The 17,236-nt window shown below is 66.2% G+C and carries 10 protein-coding genes; 1 reads left to right on the top strand and 9 read right to left on the bottom strand.

Annotated features, from left to right (window positions below; translation table 11 throughout):
• Positions 1–62: 62 nt before the first annotated feature.
• The 6 genes from BTO20_RS07265 to BTO20_RS07240 form a co-directional block, all read right to left on the bottom strand.
• Positions 63–4,016: a DNA-directed RNA polymerase subunit beta' gene (locus tag BTO20_RS07265; protein ID WP_087074584.1), complete on the bottom strand. Its 3,954-nt coding sequence runs from the start codon at positions 4,014–4,016 to the stop codon at positions 63–65.
• A 36-nt stretch (positions 4,017–4,052) separates the two neighbouring features.
• A complete protein-coding gene (gene rpoB / locus BTO20_RS07260; protein WP_087074582.1) occupies positions 4,053–7,571 on the bottom strand; it encodes a DNA-directed RNA polymerase subunit beta in 3,519 nt (1,172 codons plus the stop codon).
• A 475-nt stretch (positions 7,572–8,046) separates the two neighbouring features.
• Positions 8,047–9,126, bottom strand: coding sequence for an ABC transporter ATP-binding protein (locus tag BTO20_RS07255; RefSeq protein WP_087074580.1), 1,080 nt, complete (start codon positions 9,124–9,126; stop codon positions 8,047–8,049).
• A 176-nt stretch (positions 9,127–9,302) separates the two neighbouring features.
• Positions 9,303–9,689 carry a 50S ribosomal protein L7/L12 gene (gene rplL, locus BTO20_RS07250; RefSeq protein ID WP_018598698.1) on the bottom strand — a complete coding sequence of 129 codons (387 nt, stop codon included), beginning with the start codon at positions 9,687–9,689 and terminating at the stop codon, positions 9,303–9,305.
• 51 nt (positions 9,690–9,740) lie between these two features.
• The gene (gene rplJ / locus BTO20_RS07245) at positions 9,741–10,268 is read right to left on the bottom strand and encodes a 50S ribosomal protein L10 (RefSeq protein ID WP_087074578.1); all 528 of its coding nucleotides are present in this window, start codon (positions 10,266–10,268) and stop codon (positions 9,741–9,743) included.
• 404 nt (positions 10,269–10,672) lie between these two features.
• Positions 10,673–11,113: a DUF1772 domain-containing protein gene (locus tag BTO20_RS07240; RefSeq protein WP_087074575.1), complete on the bottom strand. Its 441-nt coding sequence runs from the start codon at positions 11,111–11,113 to the stop codon at positions 10,673–10,675.
• Positions 11,114–11,190: 77 nt separating this feature from the next.
• On the opposite strand from BTO20_RS07240, the gene BTO20_RS07235 reads away from it, so the two are divergent.
• Positions 11,191–11,625, top strand: coding sequence for a winged helix-turn-helix transcriptional regulator (locus BTO20_RS07235; protein ID WP_087074573.1), 435 nt, complete (start codon positions 11,191–11,193; stop codon positions 11,623–11,625).
• Here the strand turns inward: BTO20_RS07235 and BTO20_RS07230 are convergent.
• Genes BTO20_RS07230 through BTO20_RS07220 form a run of 3 tightly spaced genes read right to left on the bottom strand, consistent with a single transcriptional unit; the run spans position 11,526 to position 17,234 of the window.
• The gene (locus BTO20_RS07230) at positions 11,526–12,434 is read right to left on the bottom strand and encodes an ROK family protein (protein WP_087074571.1); all 909 of its coding nucleotides are present in this window, start codon (positions 12,432–12,434) and stop codon (positions 11,526–11,528) included. The two genes, BTO20_RS07235 and BTO20_RS07230, sit on opposite strands and share 100 nt — an antisense overlap.
• A gap of 7 nt (positions 12,435–12,441) precedes the next feature.
• Positions 12,442–13,053, bottom strand: a complete 612-nt coding sequence (locus BTO20_RS07225) for a DUF7158 domain-containing protein (RefSeq protein ID WP_087074569.1) — start codon at positions 13,051–13,053, stop codon at positions 12,442–12,444.
• Complete coding sequence (locus BTO20_RS07220; RefSeq protein ID WP_087074567.1) at positions 13,050–17,234, bottom strand: glycoside hydrolase family 38 N-terminal domain-containing protein; 4,185 nt, start codon at positions 17,232–17,234, stop codon at positions 13,050–13,052. Before BTO20_RS07220 ends, BTO20_RS07225 begins: the two co-directional genes overlap by 4 nt.
• Positions 17,235–17,236 lie beyond the last annotated feature (2 nt).

Below are 17,236 nucleotides of genomic sequence, written 5' to 3'. Positions count from 1 at the left end.
GCGCATGAAACGCGCATGAAAAAGGCCCCCGCGCCGAGCGCAGGGGCCTTCTCCGTGACTAGCTACCGGTAGTCGCTGTAACCGTAATCGTCCAGCGGCACCGCAGCACCGGTCGCCTGGCCGAAGTCCGGGCTGTAGTACTGATCCTCGTAGGACGGGATCGTGTACGCCGCAGCGCGGGCCTCTTCGGTGGGCTGCACCTGGATGTTGCGGTAACGGTTGATACCGGTACCGGCCGGGATCAGCTTGCCGATGATCACGTTTTCCTTCAGACCCTGCAGCTTGTCGCTGCGGCAGTTGATCGCCGCATCGGTCAGCACGCGAGTGGTCTCCTGGAACGACGCCGCCGACAGCCACGAATCGGTGGCCAGCGACGCCTTCGTGATACCCATCAGCACCGGACGTCCGGCCGCGGGCTCGCCGCCCTCGGCCACGACGCGACGGTTCTCGGTCTCGAACTCGGCACGCTCGGTCAGCGAGCCGGGCAGGAACTCCGTCGAACCCGAATCGATGATCGTGACGCGACGCAGCATCTGCCGGACGATGACCTCGATGTGCTTGTCGTGGATCGACACGCCCTGGGCCCGGTAGACCTCCTGGACCTCCTTGACGAGGTGGATCTGCACCTCGCGGGGGCCCTGGACACGCAGCACCTCGTGCGGATCGGCCGAGCCTTCCATCAGCTGGTCGCCGACCTCGACGTGGTCACCGTCGGAGAGCACGCCCTCCGAGCCGTCCTCGTGGGTGATGACCCGCAGGCGCTGACGCTTGGTGAGCTTGTCGTAGACAACTTCCTCGCCGCCATCGTCGGGGACGATGGTGATCTTGAAGAACTTGTCGCTCTCCTCCAGCCGCACGCGGCCCGCGACGTCGGCGATGGGTGCCTTGTTCCGCGGGATACGAGCTTCGAACAGCTCCTGCACGCGGGGCAGACCACCGACGATGTCGGCGCCACCGGTAACACCACCCTGGTGGAAGGTACGCATGGTCAGCTGCGTGCCGGGCTCACCGATGGACTGGGCGGCGACGATGCCGACGGCCTCGCCGATGTCGACCAGCTTGCCGGTGGCCATCGAACGGCCGTAGCACTTCGCACACACGCCGGCAGCCGACGCACAGGTCAGCACCGAACGCACCTTCACCTGCGAGATGCCCGCAGCCAGCAGCGCGTCGATCGCCGGATCACCGAGATCGTGACCACGCTCGATGATCACCTTGCCGTTGGCGTCGACCGCGTCGGTCGCCAGCGTCCGGGCGAACGCCGAGGTCTCGACGTGCGCGTCGCGGATCAGCGAACCGTCGTGGCCGCGCTCGGCCAGCGTGACGATGATGCCGCGCTCGGTCTCGCAGTCGGTCTCGCGAACGATGACGTCCTGCGACACGTCGACCAGACGACGGGTCAGGTAACCCGAGTCGGCGGTACGAAGAGCGGTGTCCGCCAGACCCTTACGGGCGCCGTGGGTGTTGATGAAGTACTCCAGCACCGTCAGGCCCTCGCGGAACGAGGACTTGATGGGACGCGGGATGAACTCACCCTTCGGATTGGTCACCAGACCCTTCATGCCTGCCAGGGTGCGGGTCTGGGTGAGGTTACCCGTGGCGCCGGACTTCACGATCGTGATGATCGGGTTGTCCGCCGGGTAGTACTCCTCCATCGCCTTACCGACCTCTTCGGTGGCGTCCTGCCAGATCTTGACCAGCGACTCGTTGCGCTCGGTGTGGTTGAGCGCGCCACGCTGGTACTTCTTCTCGATCGCCTCGGCCTCGGCCTCGTGGCGCTCCAGGATCTCCTGCTTCTGCGGCGGCACCAGAACGTCGGCCATCGAAACCGTGACACCCGAACGGGTGGCCCAGTGGAAGCCGGCGTCCTTGAGCTTGTCGACGGTCTGCGCCACCACGATCATCGGGTACCGCTCGGCCAGATCGTTGATGATCCGGGCCTGGACCTTCTTGTGCATCTGCTCGTTGACGAACGGGTAGCCCTTGGGCAGCAGCTCGTTGAAGAGCACCCGGCCCAGCGTGGTGTCCGCGGTCCAGGCGTCGCCGTACTTCCAACCGTTCTCGAAGAGCTGGGCCTCGACGTCGGCCGGCGGGCGCAGATCGGTGAGCCGGACCTTGATGCGGGCGCGCACCGACAGTGCCCCGCGGTCCAGCGCCATGATGGCCTCGGCCGGGCTGCTGTACACACCGGTCTCCGGGGTATCCGTACCGGCCGGGGTGTACTCGCCGGTGTCACCGGCGACCTCGGTGGTCAGGAAGTACAGCCCGGTCACCATGTCCAGACGCGGCATGGCCAGCGGCTTGCCCGACGCAGGCGACAGGATGTTGTTCGAGGACAGCATGAGAATCCGCGCCTCGGCCTGGGCTTCTGCCGACAGCGGCAGGTGCACGGCCATCTGGTCACCGTCGAAGTCGGCGTTGAACGCCTCACACACCAGCGGGTGCAGCTGGATGGCCTTGCCTTCCACCAGCTGCGGCTCGAAGGCCTGGATACCCAGGCGGTGCAGCGTAGGTGCACGGTTCAGCAGCACCGGGTGCTCGGCGATGACCTCTTCGAGGACATCCCACACCTGGGGACGCTGACGCTCGACCATGCGCTTGGCGCTCTTGATGTTCTGCGCGTGGTTCAGGTCGACCAGACGCTTCATCACGAACGGCTTGAACAGTTCCAGCGCCATCAGCTTCGGCAGACCGCACTGGTGCAGTTTGAGCTGCGGGCCGACCACGATGACCGAACGGCCCGAGTAGTCGACGCGCTTACCCAGCAGGTTCTGACGGAAGCGGCCCTGCTTGCCCTTGAGCAGGTCGGACAGCGACTTGAGCGGACGGTTGCCCGGACCGGTGACCGGCCGGCCACGACGGCCGTTGTCGAACAGCGCGTCCACCGACTCCTGAAGCATGCGCTTCTCGTTGTTGACGATGATCTCGGGCGCGCCGAGGTCGATCAGTCGCTTGAGCCGGTTGTTGCGGTTGATGACGCGGCGGTACAGGTCGTTCAGGTCGGAGGTGGCGAAACGGCCACCGTCGAGCTGAACCATCGGGCGCAGTTCCGGCGGGATCACCGGGACGGCGTCGAGCACCATGCCCATGGGCGAGTTGCCGGACTGCTGGAAGGCCGCGACGACCTTCAGGCGCTTGAGCGCACGCAGCTTCTTCTGGCCCTTGCCGTTCTTGATGGTGTCGCGCAGCGACTCCGCCTCGGCGTCGATGTCGAAGGTCTCGATGAGCTTCTTGATCGACTCGGCACCCATGGCGCCGGTGAAGTACTCGCCGTAGCGGTCCTGCAGCTCGCGGTAGAGCACCTCGTCCACGATCAGCTGCTTGGGAGCCAGCTTGGTGAAGGTGCTCCAGATCTCGTCGAGCCGGTCCAGCTCGCGCTGGGCCCGGTCGCGGAGCTGACGCATCTCACGCTCGCCGCCGTCGCGCACCTTGCGGCGCACGTCGGACTTGGCACCCTCGGCCTCGAGCTCGGCCATGTCGGCCTCGAGCTTCTGGGCCCGGGCCTCCAGGTCGGAGTCACGCTGGTCCTCGACGGCCTTGCGCTCGACGGCCATCTCGGCCTCGAGCGTCGACAGCTCGTTGTGGCGCATCTCGTCGTCGACGGCGGTGATCACGTAGGCCGCGAAGTAGATGATCTTTTCCAGATCCTTCGGGGCCAGGTCCAGCAGGTAACCCAAGCGCGACGGAACACCCTTGAAGTACCAGATGTGCGTGACGGGCGCGGCCAGTTCGATGTGGCCCATCCGCTCACGGCGCACCTTGGCGCGAGTGACCTCGACGCCACAGCGCTCACAGATGATGCCCTTGAAGCGGACCCGCTTGTACTTGCCGCAGTAGCACTCCCAGTCGCGAGTCGGTCCGAAGATCTTCTCGCAGAACAGGCCGTCCTTTTCAGGCTTGAGCGTGCGGTAGTTGATGGTCTCCGGCTTCTTGACCTCGCCGAAGGACCAGTTACGGATGTCGTCCGCGGTGGCGAGGCCGATGCGGAGTTCATCGAAGAAGTTGACGTCTAGCACGTAACTCCCTTTCCCCTTTCGGGACTAGAAAACAACTCAGGCGAGATCTTCGACAGAGGCGGACTCGTTGCGCGACAGGTTGATACCGAGGTTGGCAGCGGCACGCTCCAGGTCCTCGTCGTCACCGTCACGCATCTCGATCGCCGCGCCGTCGCTGGAGAGCACCTCAACGTTGAGGCACAGCGACTGCAGCTCCTTGAGAAGCACCTTGAACGACTCGGGGATACCGGGTTCAGGGATGTTCTCGCCCTTGACGATGGCCTCGTAGACCTTCACGCGGCCGACCGTGTCGTCGGACTTGATCGTCAGCAGCTCCTGCAGGGTGTACGCAGCGCCGTAGGCCTGCATGGCCCAGCACTCCATCTCACCGAAGCGCTGGCCACCGAACTGCGCCTTACCACCGAGCGGCTGCTGGGTGATCATCGAGTACGGGCCAGTGGAGCGGGCGTGGATCTTGTCGTCCACCAGGTGGTGCAGCTTCAGGATGTACATGTAGCCGACCGTCACCGGGTACGGGAACGGTTCGCCGGAACGCCCGTCGAACAGCGTCGCCTTACCGTCGGCGTCGACCATGACCTCGCCGTCGCGGTTCGGCAGCGTCGAACCGAGCAGGCCCTGCAGCTCACCTTCCTGCGCACCGTCGAACACCGGGGTGGAGACGATGCTGTCGCGCGGTGCGCTGTACAGATCCTCGGGCAGCTTGGACGCCCAGTCCGGAGTACCCGCGGCCACATCGATGTTCCAGCCGGCCTTGGCCACCCACCCGAGGTGGGTTTCCAGGATCTGGCCGATGTTCATACGACGCGGCACACCGTGGGTGTTCAGGATGATGTCCACCGGGGTGCCATCGGGCAGGAACGGCATGTCCTCGACGGGCAGGATCTTGCCGATGACACCCTTGTTGCCGTGGCGTCCGGCGAGCTTGTCGCCGTCGGAGATCTTGCGCTTCTGGGCCACGTACACCCGGACCAGCTCGTTGACGCCGGCGGGCAGCTCGTCGTCGTCCTCGCGCGAGAACACGCGGATGCCGATGACCTTGCCGGACTCACCGTGAGGAACCTTCAGCGACGTGTCGCGGACCTCGCGGGCCTTCTCACCGAAGATGGCACGCAGCAGGCGCTCCTCCGGGGTCAGCTCGGTCTCACCCTTCGGGGTGACCTTGCCGACCAGGATGTCGCCGTCGCGGACCTCGGCGCCGATGCGGACGATGCCGCGCTCGTCGAGGTCGGCCAGCACCTCATCGGAGACGTTCGGGATGTCCCGGGTGATCTCCTCGGCGCCCAGCTTGGTGTCGCGGGCATCGATCTCGTGCTCTTCGATGTGAATCGAGGTGAGCACGTCCTCTTCCACCAGGCGGTTGGAGAGGATGATCGCGTCCTCGTAGTTGTGGCCCTCCCACGGCATGATCGCCACGAGCAGGTTCTTGCCCAGGGCCATCTCACCGTTCTCGGTGCACGGACCGTCGGCGATCACCTGGCCGGACTCGACGCGCTGCCCGGCGTCCACGATCGGGCGCTGGTTGGCGCACGTGCCGTGGTTGGAGCGAGCGAACTTGCGCATCCGGTAGGTGTGCCGCGTGCCGTCGTCGGCCATCACGGTGACGTAGTCGGCCGAAACTTCCTCGACCACACCGGACTTGGCCGTGACCACCACGTCACCGGCGTCGATCGCGGCACGCAGTTCCATGCCGGTACCGACCAGCGGGGCCTCGCTGCGCACCAGCGGAACGGCCTGGCGCTGCATGTTGGCACCCATCAGGGCGCGGTTGGCGTCGTCGTGCTCGAGGAACGGGATCATCGCGGTCGCGACCGACACCATCTGGCGCGGTGAGACGTCCATGTAGTCGACCTGGTCGGCCGCCACGAACTCGACCTCGCCGCCCTTCTTACGGACCATGACGCGGTCCTCGACGAACCGGGCACCGCCATCGGTGTCGGTCGTCGGCGAGTTGGCCTGCGCCACGACGTGGCGGTCCTCCTCGTCGGCGGTCAGGTAGTCGATCTGGTCGGTGACCACACCGTCGACGACCTTGCGGTACGGGGTCTCGATGAAGCCGAACGGGTTGACCCGGGCGTACACCGACAGCGAGCCGATCAGACCGATGTTCGGACCTTCAGGGGTCTCGATCGGGCACATGCGGCCGTAGTGCGACGAGTGCACGTCGCGGACCTCAAGGCCGGCGCGCTCACGGGACAGACCGCCGGGGCCCAGCGCCGACAGACGACGCTTGTGGGTCAGACCCGACAGCGGGTTGTTCTGGTCCATGAACTGCGACAGCTGGCTGGTTCCGAAGAACTCCTTGATCGCCGCCACGACGGGACGGATGTTGATCAGGGTCTGCGGGGTGATCGCCTCGACGTCCTGGGTGGTCATCCGCTCACGGACGACGCGCTCCATACGCGACAGGCCGACCCGGATCTGGTTCTGGATCAGCTCGCCGACGGTACGCAGACGACGGTTGCCGAAGTGGTCGATGTCATCGACCTCGACGGGGACCTCGACGCCGCCGGGGACGGTCATCGTGGTCTGGCCCTCGTGCAGACGCACCAGGTACTCGATGGTGGCGACGACGTCTTCCTCGGTCAGAGTCGACGACGTGATCGGCTGGCCGGCGTTGAGGCCCAGCTTCTTGTTGACCTTGTAGCGACCGACGCGGGCCAGGTCGTAACGCTTCTCCTTGAAGAACAGGTTCTCCAGCAGGGTCTGCGCGGACTCCTTGGTCGGCGGCTCGCCCGGGCGCAGCTTGCGGTAGATGTCCAGCAGCGCCTCATCGGTGCCTGCGGTGCTGTCCTTCTCGAGCGTGCCCATCATGATCTCGGAGAAGCCGAAGCGCTCGGTGATCTGCTCGCCGGTCCAGCCCAGCGCCTTGAGCAGCACGGTGACCGGCTGACGACGCTTGCGGTCGATACGCACGCCGACGGTGTCGCGCTTGTCGACGTCGAACTCCAGCCACGCGCCGCGGCCGGGGATGACCTTGACGCTGTGCAGGGTCTTCTCGGTCGACTTGTCGATGCTCTCGTCGAAGTACACGCCCGGCGAACGGACCAGCTGGGACACCACGACACGCTCGGTGCCGTTGATGATGAAGGTGCCCTTTTCGGTCATCATCGGGAAGTCACCCATGAAGACCGTCTGGCTCTTGATCTCACCGGTGTTGTTGTTGATGAACTCGGCCGTGACGAACAGCGGGGCCGCGTACGTCATGTCCTTGTCTTTGCACTCGTCGACAGGAGCCTTGACCTCGTCGAAACGCGGGTCGGAGAAGCTCAGCGACATCGAGCCGGAGAAATCCTCGATCGGCGAGAGCTCCGCGAGGACCTCTTCGAGGCCGCCGACGGGGTTGTCTTCGCCGCGGTCGACGGCGTTCTGACGCCACCGGTCGGAGCCGACCAGCCACTCGAAAGAATCGGTCTGAACGTCGAGAAGCCCCGGAACCTCAAGCGGCTCGCGGAGCTTGGCAAATGAAACTCTGTTCGGTGCTCCTGGGACGGAGTTATTGGTGTTAGCGTTCGCTGTGCTCTGGCTAGAGACTGCCAAGATGCATCCTTCCAGCACCTCATGCGACGATTCGGATGCCGGAGTACACCGGTCCTGATGCCGCTCTGTTCTGCGTCGGTTCGGCTGGCTTTTCCTGCTTCAGCCCCGTCCAAACTCCCGGACGCAACGCACGCGACTAGGTGCTGAGCAATGCTCAGGCTAGGACCACGATGTCAGGTACAGGTGAGGTGGGCAGGATGCAGCCAGCGCAACGTCCAACGATAGCGCAGAACGGCGCATTCCTCAACCACCACAAATCCATGCCATGAGATGGGTCACTCGGCGCTGGCTGGCGTCCTGTACCCGTTCACACATGCTGCCCAACAGATTGGCTCGTTTGGGCTCGTCCGTCAAGAGTTCACACGCTTCTTGAGCCAGGAAACTTGTCGGGAAATTTCACTTCCGGCCGATCAGCCCGGCAAGCGCGGGTCCTCCGGAATGCAGCAAATCCGGCGCCCCTGGGTGGGCCCGCCGGATCCGCTGGTGGAGCGACTCAGTGCTGGCTGGGTACCTCGATGACGCCCGTCGGGTCGTCGTCGCCGGCACGCCCGTGCCGCGCGGTGGGCTCCTCGTAGTCGTGCACGGGGTACTTGTGGGTGCCCTCCAGGTCGTCCATGATCGCGGCTTGAGCGGCCGGCGGCAGGGTGTGCATCATCTCGCGCACCCGGGCCTGGCGCCGGGCCACAGCCTTGCGCTCGGGCATACCGGGCGTCGCCATGAGCTGCGGCGGCACGCCCTCGATCTCTTCGACACCACCATCGTGCTGCCCCAGGTCCAGCATGGCCTGCTCGGCCGCGGCGGTCGCCTCGTCCTTCTCCTCCGACATACCGATCGGGCCGATACGCCGCCCGTTGAGGAACTGCTTGACGACCGGCTCGTCGCTGGTGAGCAGCACCTCACGGGGACCGAACATGACCAGGTGCTTGCGGAACAACATGCCCATGTTGTCCGGCACGGTCCGGGCGATGTTGATGTTGTGCGTCACGATCAGGATCGTCGCGTCGATCTGGGCGTTGATGTCGATCAGCAGCTGCGACAGGTAGGCGGTACGGACCGGGTCCAGACCGGAGTCCGGCTCGTCGCACAGGATGATCTTGGGGTCCAGCACCAGGGCGCGGGCCAGGCCGGCACGCTTGCGCATACCGCCGGAGATCTCACCGGGGAACTTGTGCCCGTCGTTGGGCATACCGACCAGTTCGAGCTTCTCCATGACGATGTTGCGGATTTCGCTCTCGGACTTCTTGGTGTGCTCGCGCAGCGGGAAGGCCGTGTTGTCGTAGATGTTCATCGAACCGAACAGCGCGCCGTCCTGGAACAGCACACCGAACAGGGTGCGGATCTCGTAGAGCTCCTTGGCTGAGCACTCGATGATGTCAGTGCCGTCGATGACGATCGAGCCGCGCTCCGGGCGCAGCAGGCCGATCAGGGACTTCAGGAACACGGACTTACCGGTACCGGACGGGCCCAGCAGCACGCTGACCTCACCGGCCGGGATGGTCATCGTCACGTCTTCCCAGATCTTCGACGATCCAAATGACTTGCTGAGTCCGGTTACGTCGATTTGGACGCCCATCAAAGATCCTTCCGCCTACGCCTGACCGCGCCACCGACTGCGGCCTGTGGCTTGAGTCACCATAACCTACGCACTACCACCGCAACACGGTTGTGTCTATTGAAAGCGCACACACATGCCAGAACAGCAAAGATCCCCGGATCCGAGGGATCCGGGGATCTTTGACAAGCAGCGAACTACTTGACGGTGACCGATGCGCCGGCAGCCTCGAGCTTGGCCTTGGCGTCCTCGGCGGCTTCCTTGGTGACCTTCTCCAGCAGCGGCTTGGGGGCGCCGTCGACCAGGTCCTTGGCTTCCTTGAGGCCCAGGCCGGAGACGATCTCGCGGACGACCTTGATGACGCCGATCTTCTTCTCGCCGGCACCTTCGAGGATGACGTCGAATTCCGACTGCTCCTCGGCGGCCTCGGCGGCGGCCGGGGCGGCACCGGCGGCCGCGACGGCGACCGGAGCGGCGGCGGTGACCTCGAAGGTCTCTTCGAACTGCTTGACGAACTCAGAGAGCTCCAGCAGCGTCATTTCCTTGAAAGCGTCGAGCAGTTCTTCGGTGGACAGCTTGGCCATGTTGATGGTCCTTCCTTATTTCTTACGGATGTATGGGGAAAACGGTGGTCTCTACGCCGCTTCTTCGGCTGCCTTCTTCTCCTGCAGCGCGGCAGCGAGCCGAGCGACCTGAGAAGCGGGAGCGTTGAAGAGGCCGGCGGCCTTGGACAGGTTGCCCTTCATGGCGCCTGCCAGCTTGGCCAGCAGCACCTCGCGCGACTCCAGGTCGGCGATCTTCTCGACCTCGGCGATCGAGAGCGCGCGGCCGTCCATGTAGCCGCCCTTGATGACGAGCGCCTTGTGGTCCTTGGCGAACTTCTTGATCGCCTTGGCGGCGTCGACGGGCTCGCCCTGGACGAACGCGATCGCCGTGGGACCGGCGAACAGTTCGTCGAGGCCTTCAATGCCGGCTTCCGAGGCGGCCCGCTTCACCAGGGTGTTCTTGGCGACGGTGTACGTGGCCGAGTCGCCGAGTGAGCGACGGAGTTCGGCCAGGTTTGCCACGGTGAGCCCGCGGTACTCGGTGACGACGGTGGCCGTCGCCCCCTTGAACTGCTCGGCAATGTCGGCAACCGCCGTGGCCTTGTCAGCCTTGGCCATGCATGCCTCCTTGTGGTGGGTATCGGTCGCTCCACCAGGACAGCCGGCCTCGAATGCGTCTGAAGGGCCATGAAATGACGAACGCCCCGACGCAGACAGGTCGGGGCGTGAAAATCTACGGACTTTTAATCCGAAGGTCGTAATCTAGCCTCGTCCTCCTGCGTGGGCCGCCGGGCTACGCCCGGACCTTCAACCGATTGCCGAGCCACTCGCACTTCGTGCAAGCGCTCATCGGTGACCGACGGTCTTCGGTGGAACCCGACCAGAGTAGCCGAACACCCGCCCGACTTCCTAATTCGCGGAGTTCTGCCCCCACAGCACCGCGCCCCTCAGCACCGCGAGGGTGCGTGTCTGTTGCCCGACACGCCGTGTCCAACCGTCACTCTGCGCACGCTCGCGGCCGCTCAGCGTGCGCCCGCGATCACCAGCAACGCAAATGCGACCGCCAACAGGGCCACCCGAAGCCAGTGCAGTCGGTCCCACCGATGTGCCAGTTCCCGGACCGGCACCTCCTCGGGACCGGCGCCCACTGAGGCCGAGACGCGATTGTTGATCGGCACCAGCGTGGTCAACGTCAGAACGATGACCACGCCCATCACCGCGACCGCCGCAATCGCCAGTGGCGAGCGTCCCAGCCACCACACACCGACCAACAGAGCCGCCGCGGCGAGATACCAGAACGGCATGACGGTGCCGAGGATCCGCGCGCCGGTGGCGCGGGCCTGTCGATAGCCCTGGTCCGGCAACCGCTCCACGATGGGATTGGTGAACGCGGCGACACCGAACTCCACGCCGACAAGAGTTCCCATGATGAGCACGGCCACGATCTGCACGGTCTGTTCCATGAATCGAGCCTGGTGATTATGCTGACAAAAAACAAGGTACTGACAAATTAGTCAGCGTACGACCCGGGAGGTGAGCCGTGGCGGTCTCAAAGAAGGAAATCGGCGAATGCCCGATCGACGCCACCCTGTCCGTCATCGACGGCCGCTGGAAGGGCACCATCCTGTGGCGGTTGTTCGACGGGCCGATGCGCACCGCCGAGCTTCGGCGCAGCATCCCCGAGATCACCGAGCGCATGCTGATCCGGCACCTGCACGACCTCGTCGAGGCCGGCATCATCGACCGCCACGACGCGGGCACCGTGCCGCCGTGCGTGCACTATTCGATCTCCGAATACGGCATGACGCTGGGGCCGGTGCTGCAGGTCCTGTGCGACTGGGGACGCACCCACATGCAGCGCCGCGTGAAGAAGAATCATCCCCGCAGCAGGGCGGCCGCGCCGACCAGCCCGGCCTCGCCGCCCAGTTCGGCGGGCACGACGCGCAACGTACGCAGAAACGTCAGCCCGGCATAGCCCGCCAGCGCATCGCGAAGCGGCGCGAACAGCAGGTCCCCGGACTTGGCCACCCCGCCACCGATCACGACGAGGTCGAGGTCGCACACCGCGCCGACCGACGCGATCATCGCCGCGATGGCGGTGGCACCGCGTCGAAAAGCCTGGATTGCCAACGGGTCCCCTGCATCAGCCGCAGCGGCCAGGGCCTTGGCGTCGGCCCCCTCCGGCGCGGCCCAGCCCTGTTCGCGCGCCCATTGCACCAGATGCGGGCCGGAGGCGATCGTCTCGACGCACCCGCGCCCACCGCAGGTACACAGCGCCCCGCCTTCCGGCGCGACGATCACATGCCCGACGTGCCCCGCATTGCCGGTGCGGCCGGCATACGGTGCACCGTCGAACACCAGGCCGCCGCCGACCCCCGTCGACACCACCATGCCGAGCATGTACCGGGCGCCCCGGCCGGCACCCCGCCAGTGCTCCCCCAACGCCAGGCACAACCCGTCACCCCCGAGTCGCACCGGCAACCGCGACACCGACTCGACGCGTTCGACGATCGGAAAGCGATGCCACTCAGTGATATTGATCGGGCTGACAGTTCCACTCGGCAGGTCCACCGGCCCGGCCGATCCGATGCCGACACCGCGTACCGCCCCCTCGGCCAAGCGCAACGTGTCGACCAGCAACGTCTCGACGACGGCCCAGATAGCCTCGGCATCCCCGTCCGGGGTCGGCGCAGTGGCGTGGTGCACCAGGGTTCCGCGGGAGTCGACGAGGCCCGCGGCCATCTTGGTGCCACCGATGTCCAAGGCGAGAGTGAGTGCGCTCATCAGCTCGTCAGTGCCTATGGGTGTTGTCCGGCTGCCGCGGATCACCCGGATGCTCGTATCCGGGCGCAAGCTCGACCAGTTCGGCACACCGCGCGTCGAGCCACAATCGGAAAGCACGACGGCGCGCGGCGGCAAGCAGGTGTCCGGCGATCTCGTCTCGCACATCCCCGAACTCGGGCGCTACCGGGTTGGTTTGCCAGCCCTGTTGCCGCACTTCACGTTTCACCGCGAAGCGTAACGGGTTGCGGGTGTGGTACGCGGCAATGTCGTCATCGCTGATCACCACAGCCCGGGTGACTTCGGTGAACACCGCCCTCGCAAGAGGCGTGGCCAACACCGCGGCCGCCACACTGCCGATCTCCAGGCGCACGGCCGTATCCGGCAGCAGCTCGTCCTCCCCCACAGCGCCGACCGGGCCGATCCCGAGCGCGGCCGCTTCCACGGCGACGACGCGCTCGGCGACGACAAGCTGTGTCAGCCAACGCCGCAACTGTCTGCCCTCGCTGGTGCCTTCCCGCGGCAGCGCCGACGCGAGGTTACCTGCCCGCACCATTGCCTCCCTTTCGTCGATCTCTCTGACCAGCACCGGCTTACCGGCGACGGTCGCACAAATCCTCATCGCACAACCACCCGGACGGCCGGGGTATACAACAACCGCCCGGCACAGCCGACTCTGATCAACGCCCACCATGTACCTGGCTCAATCCATTCCGGTGGCGACACGTCGAAACCGATCTGCGCCGACCCACCGGCCGGAAGTTCGAACCCTACGGCCGCGGGCCCCATCCAATCCCACGTGCCCCACGGACTGATCAAGTGCGCCTCGGCGCTCAAGCCGGCCCGGGCGTCGGTACCCACCTCGATCGAGATCTGGCCGCTGTCACCGGCCTTGACCTCTACCGGCTGCGGTTCGGACCGCAGTGTGAGCACCTGAGCACCCGGCTCGCCGACGGTCACCAGGCAGATGTCTTCGACCACCTGGCGCCAGGACGGCGGCAGCGCGGCCGCGTCGGTTCCGGTGACGACGAGTTCCGCGCGGATCGGGTACAGCCCGGGTGCGACGCCGGCCGGCATGCCCAGCGCAACCTCGGTTTCCAGATGTTCGTCGGGCGGAAGCACAAACGGGAGTTCGGCCGGCTCGGCGGTCCACCCCGGCGGCACCACGACCCGAACCCGGCCGTGCAGCGGTGCGTCGGTGCAGTCACTGGCTGCCGTCAGGCGTAACACCACCTGGGAATCCGTTGCGACAGTGAGGTTTTCCGGGTGCAGATGCGCTACGGCGGGCAGCCCGCCGAGCGGTGCCGGGCCCCGGTTGCGCAACCAGTAGCGGGCATAAAGCGGCTGGGCGACCTCGGCTTCCGGAGCCAGTATGCGGTGCTCCGCACGCAGCACGCGAGGCAGGTTCAGCCGCGCCGCGACCGTGGCGATCTCAAAACCGTGCAGGCCCAACTCATCCCGCGGCCCGCCGGGAACGCGGGGCGCTTCGAGCAGGTCCAGCGGCGTCGTCGCCGCCGACCGCAGCCCAGATCGGAGCTTGACTTTGGTTGCTCTGCCTGTGGTTTCGACCAGGCGGGCGGTGATACCGCCTGCCGGGTCGGCGGGCCGGACACTGCCGGAGGCCAACGGATTGCCGGTGGGCTTGAGCGCACCGAGTTGCACGTGCCCCGCCGGCTCTACTTCGAGCAGAGAACCCCACGCCGGCAGGCCTCCGGCATGGCTGCGCCGCGCCGGCACCGCCCGCAGCGGCCGGTTGAATTCCGCCCCGCGCGCGGCGACACCGACGTCACGCCAGTCGCCGTCGCCTGCCACCACCGCGTAGTCGAAAGTATGTGTCCAGTGCTGCAATTGGAAATTCGAACCGTCGGGCACGGTCCTTCGCGGCGGATCGATCCACGTGCCCGAGGGCCAACCGGTGCAGGACCGCATGAGCGAGGTGTGCATGGTGCCGTCGGAGCCGACGGAAAACCCGGGCACGCCGCGATTGAGCACCGCGACGGTGCGCTGTTCGAACGCGTCTGCCTCGGTCGGCACGTGCTGGTCGACGACGATCTCGGCGTCGGCCAGGTCGTCGACCACCGCCGTGAGGTCGCCGGCCAGGATCAGCACCGGTAGCGCCCGCGGAGCACGTAGGTCGGCGTCGGGAACCCATTGCTCGACCAGCGGGGCGGTCGCGGGTACCCACACCCTGGCAGATCCGGTCGCGTCCAACTGGCGTTTGAGTTCGTTGCCGTACGCGTCATCCGACTCAGCGAGAACTGCTGCGGTGAAGGAGTTTTCACCGGGGCCGCCGAGCGCAAGCCGAGTGTCGGGCAGGTTGGAATCCACGGCCAGATTGCCGTAGCGGGGTTTGCCGGCGCTGCTACAGGTGGCGGTCACCCCGGCGCGGACCAGCGCCACCATCAAGTCGCGCGGGTCCACCGCGTCGGAGGGATCGATGAGGTCGGGCGTCACCACCTCGGCCACCGATACCGCCCGCACCGCGTCCCCGACCTTGATACGCACCGCCGAGGACAGTCCGAACCAGCCGTAGGCGGGATTGTCGAGCGTCCACGGGTGCTGCGCCGTGTCGACTGCTGCCTGTTCGTGATCGTGCATCAGGCCGAAACCACGCCCGATGACGGCGTCACCGACCTCGCTGATAGGCAGGGCCCCTGGCACCGGGCACGGCCAGCGCAGTCGCAGCAGCTTGTCGGCTCCGGTGAAGTCGTCGATCGTGGTGCGGCAGTCGACGCGATCCAGTCCCTGCCACAACGTGATCGTCTGGGTGTAGCGCAACAGCCCGTCGATACGCCCCCGCACGGTCACGCGTTGCCCCAAAGTACTTCGCTGACAAGAGACTTCGTCAGCAGCAGCACCGGACGAGCAGACCACCGGGCCTTTGGGCAACAGATGCCACGGCCCCTCACCGGCTTGCGGATGCGCCGGATACTCGTCATAGACCGCCAGTTCGTTGCCCACCGCACCGTCGGCGAGCAATTCACGGCCTTCCCGGATCAGCGAGACCACCCCGCCGCCGCGAGCCGGGGCGACCGTGAGCCGATAGCAGTCGTTCTCGATGGTGCACCCCGCCAACGGTTCCCATTCCGCAGTGGAGCCATCGGTGAACCGGTAGGCACGCCAGCCCAGGGACGGCACGTCACGGGCGAGCCAGCTCAAGGTCTTGCCGCCGTGCTCGACCAGCACGGGTACCGCCGAGCCGTCGGTGTCGAGCAGCACGCCACGGGCCGGCGCGTCCAGGTGCACGGTCACGATGTCGGTACGGTTGTGCGCCAGCGGATTCCACACGATGACCGGGCCGATCCCCGGGTCGCTACGCTCCTGCCCGCCGTACCCGTCCACCGCGTCCGACAGCAGTTCCAGCGCGTTGTCGCGGGCAGCGCCGCCCAGCTCCCAGGCGTCACGCCAGCCGGTCAGCAGGTCGAGGTAGACCTGATCGGACTCCGAACCGGTGATGGCGTCATGGTGGGCGCCGTAGGCCAGTTGCACCCAGGCTTTGGACAGTGCCGCCTGCGGATAGTCCGCACCGCCGAGCAGCCCGGCGAACACCGCGAAGCGTTCGGCGTCGAGCACGGCGTTCTCGGCGGCCCGGTTGGCCTGTTTGGTGTCGATGTAGGAGACGTCTTTGCCCGTGTAGATGGGGTTCATGTCCCGGGTCTGCGGCGACGGTTTGACGCCGCGGGCGTCGAGTTCGGCTCGTACCGCGGCGAAGAACTCGCTGGGCAGGGCGCACACGAACCTCGGCCAGAGGTAGCGGGCGTTCCAGTCGCGGTGGATCTGGGTGACCCATTTGTTGGGCGGGGTGTAGTCGGTGCCCACCGGCAGCAGCACGTTGCGGGTGAGGGCGACGCGCTTGAGCTTGCTGAACAGCTGGTAGGTGGACTCCTCGGCATCGGTCAGCGTGGCCGCGGAATCCATCCACCAGCCGGCCGAATAGTGCGCAGGCATGTAGTGGGTCAACAGCCCGCGCCCCGACGGGGCGATCCATTCGAATTCGCTGGCGAACTGCATGCGTTCAGGGTCGCCGTCATTCTGCATAGGGCCCCACTGGTGATGTGGTCCGCGGGCCCATGAGCTGGACGTCAGGCCCGCGTCGGCCGCCATGCCGGGGAACTGCGGGTCGTGTCCGAACACGTCGAGCTGCCACGCCGTCGCCGGGTTGGCACCCAGCACGTCACGCTGAAAACCCATGCCCGCCACCAAGTTCCGGATGGCCGTCTCGGGGCTGGTGAGGTTGGTGTTCGGCTCGTTGTACGTGCCACCCATGATCTCGACACGGCCGTCGGCGATGAACCGGCGCAGATCGGCACGGTCCTCGGGATGCGCGTCCCAGTACGGCTTGAGGTAGTCCACCTCGGCCAGCACGAACTTGTATTCCGGTTCGCGGCGCGCCATTTCCAGGTGGGCAGCCACCAGGTCGAATCCGTTGGTCTGCCTGCACTGGCCGGGTGGGTCTTCGGTCCACACGCTGGTGTAGGCGGCTTGGGTGTTCCACCACACCGGGTCGTAGTGGAAGTGGCTGATCATGTACATGGTCCAGCCGGGTTCGGCGATGGTGAAGTCGAACGCCGCATCAGCAACCCGAGCGACGCGAGTCTCACCGGCAACGGCGTCGCGCACGGTCACCGGCACCTCGACCACACCATCGCCCGGGTCGGCCACGGCCTGCCCGGACAGGCCGTCTCCGTTCACTCGGATGGTCGTCGGAGCGGTGCATCCCGTATAGGTCACCCGGGCCAGCTGCACGGGCAGATCCGAAGAACCGATGAACAATTCCGTCGACTCCGCGGCGATGACGCGCATGC

The sequence above is a fragment of the Mycobacterium dioxanotrophicus genome (assembly GCF_002157835.1).
GTDB classification, from domain to species: domain Bacteria; phylum Actinomycetota; class Actinomycetes; order Mycobacteriales; family Mycobacteriaceae; genus Mycobacterium; species Mycobacterium dioxanotrophicus.
The sequence above is the reverse complement of the archived record's forward strand: the minus strand, read 5'-3'. Positions and strand labels throughout refer to the sequence as shown.

What these genes read in the sequence shown, in the direction of transcription:
- BTO20_RS07240 (WP_087074575.1), bottom strand. Translation starts at nt 11,113, where the DNA reads ATGGAACAGACCGTGCAGATCGTGGCCGTGCTCATCATGGGAACTCTT.
- BTO20_RS07230 (WP_087074571.1), bottom strand. Translation starts at nt 12,434, where the DNA reads ATGAGCGCACTCACTCTCGCCTTGGACATCGGTGGCACCAAGATGGCC.
- rplL (WP_018598698.1), bottom strand. Translation starts at nt 9,689, where the DNA reads ATGGCCAAGCTGTCCACCGAAGAACTGCTCGACGCTTTCAAGGAAATG.
- BTO20_RS07255 (WP_087074580.1), bottom strand. Translation starts at nt 9,126, where the DNA reads ATGGGCGTCCAAATCGACGTAACCGGACTCAGCAAGTCATTTGGATCG.
- rplJ (WP_087074578.1), bottom strand. Translation starts at nt 10,268, where the DNA reads ATGGCCAAGGCTGACAAGGCCACGGCGGTTGCCGACATTGCCGAGCAG.
- BTO20_RS07220 (WP_087074567.1), bottom strand. Translation starts at nt 17,234, where the DNA reads ATGCGCGTCATCGCCGCGGAGTCGACGGAATTGTTCATCGGTTCTTCG.
- BTO20_RS07225 (WP_087074569.1), bottom strand. Translation starts at nt 13,053, where the DNA reads ATGAGGATTTGTGCGACCGTCGCCGGTAAGCCGGTGCTGGTCAGAGAG.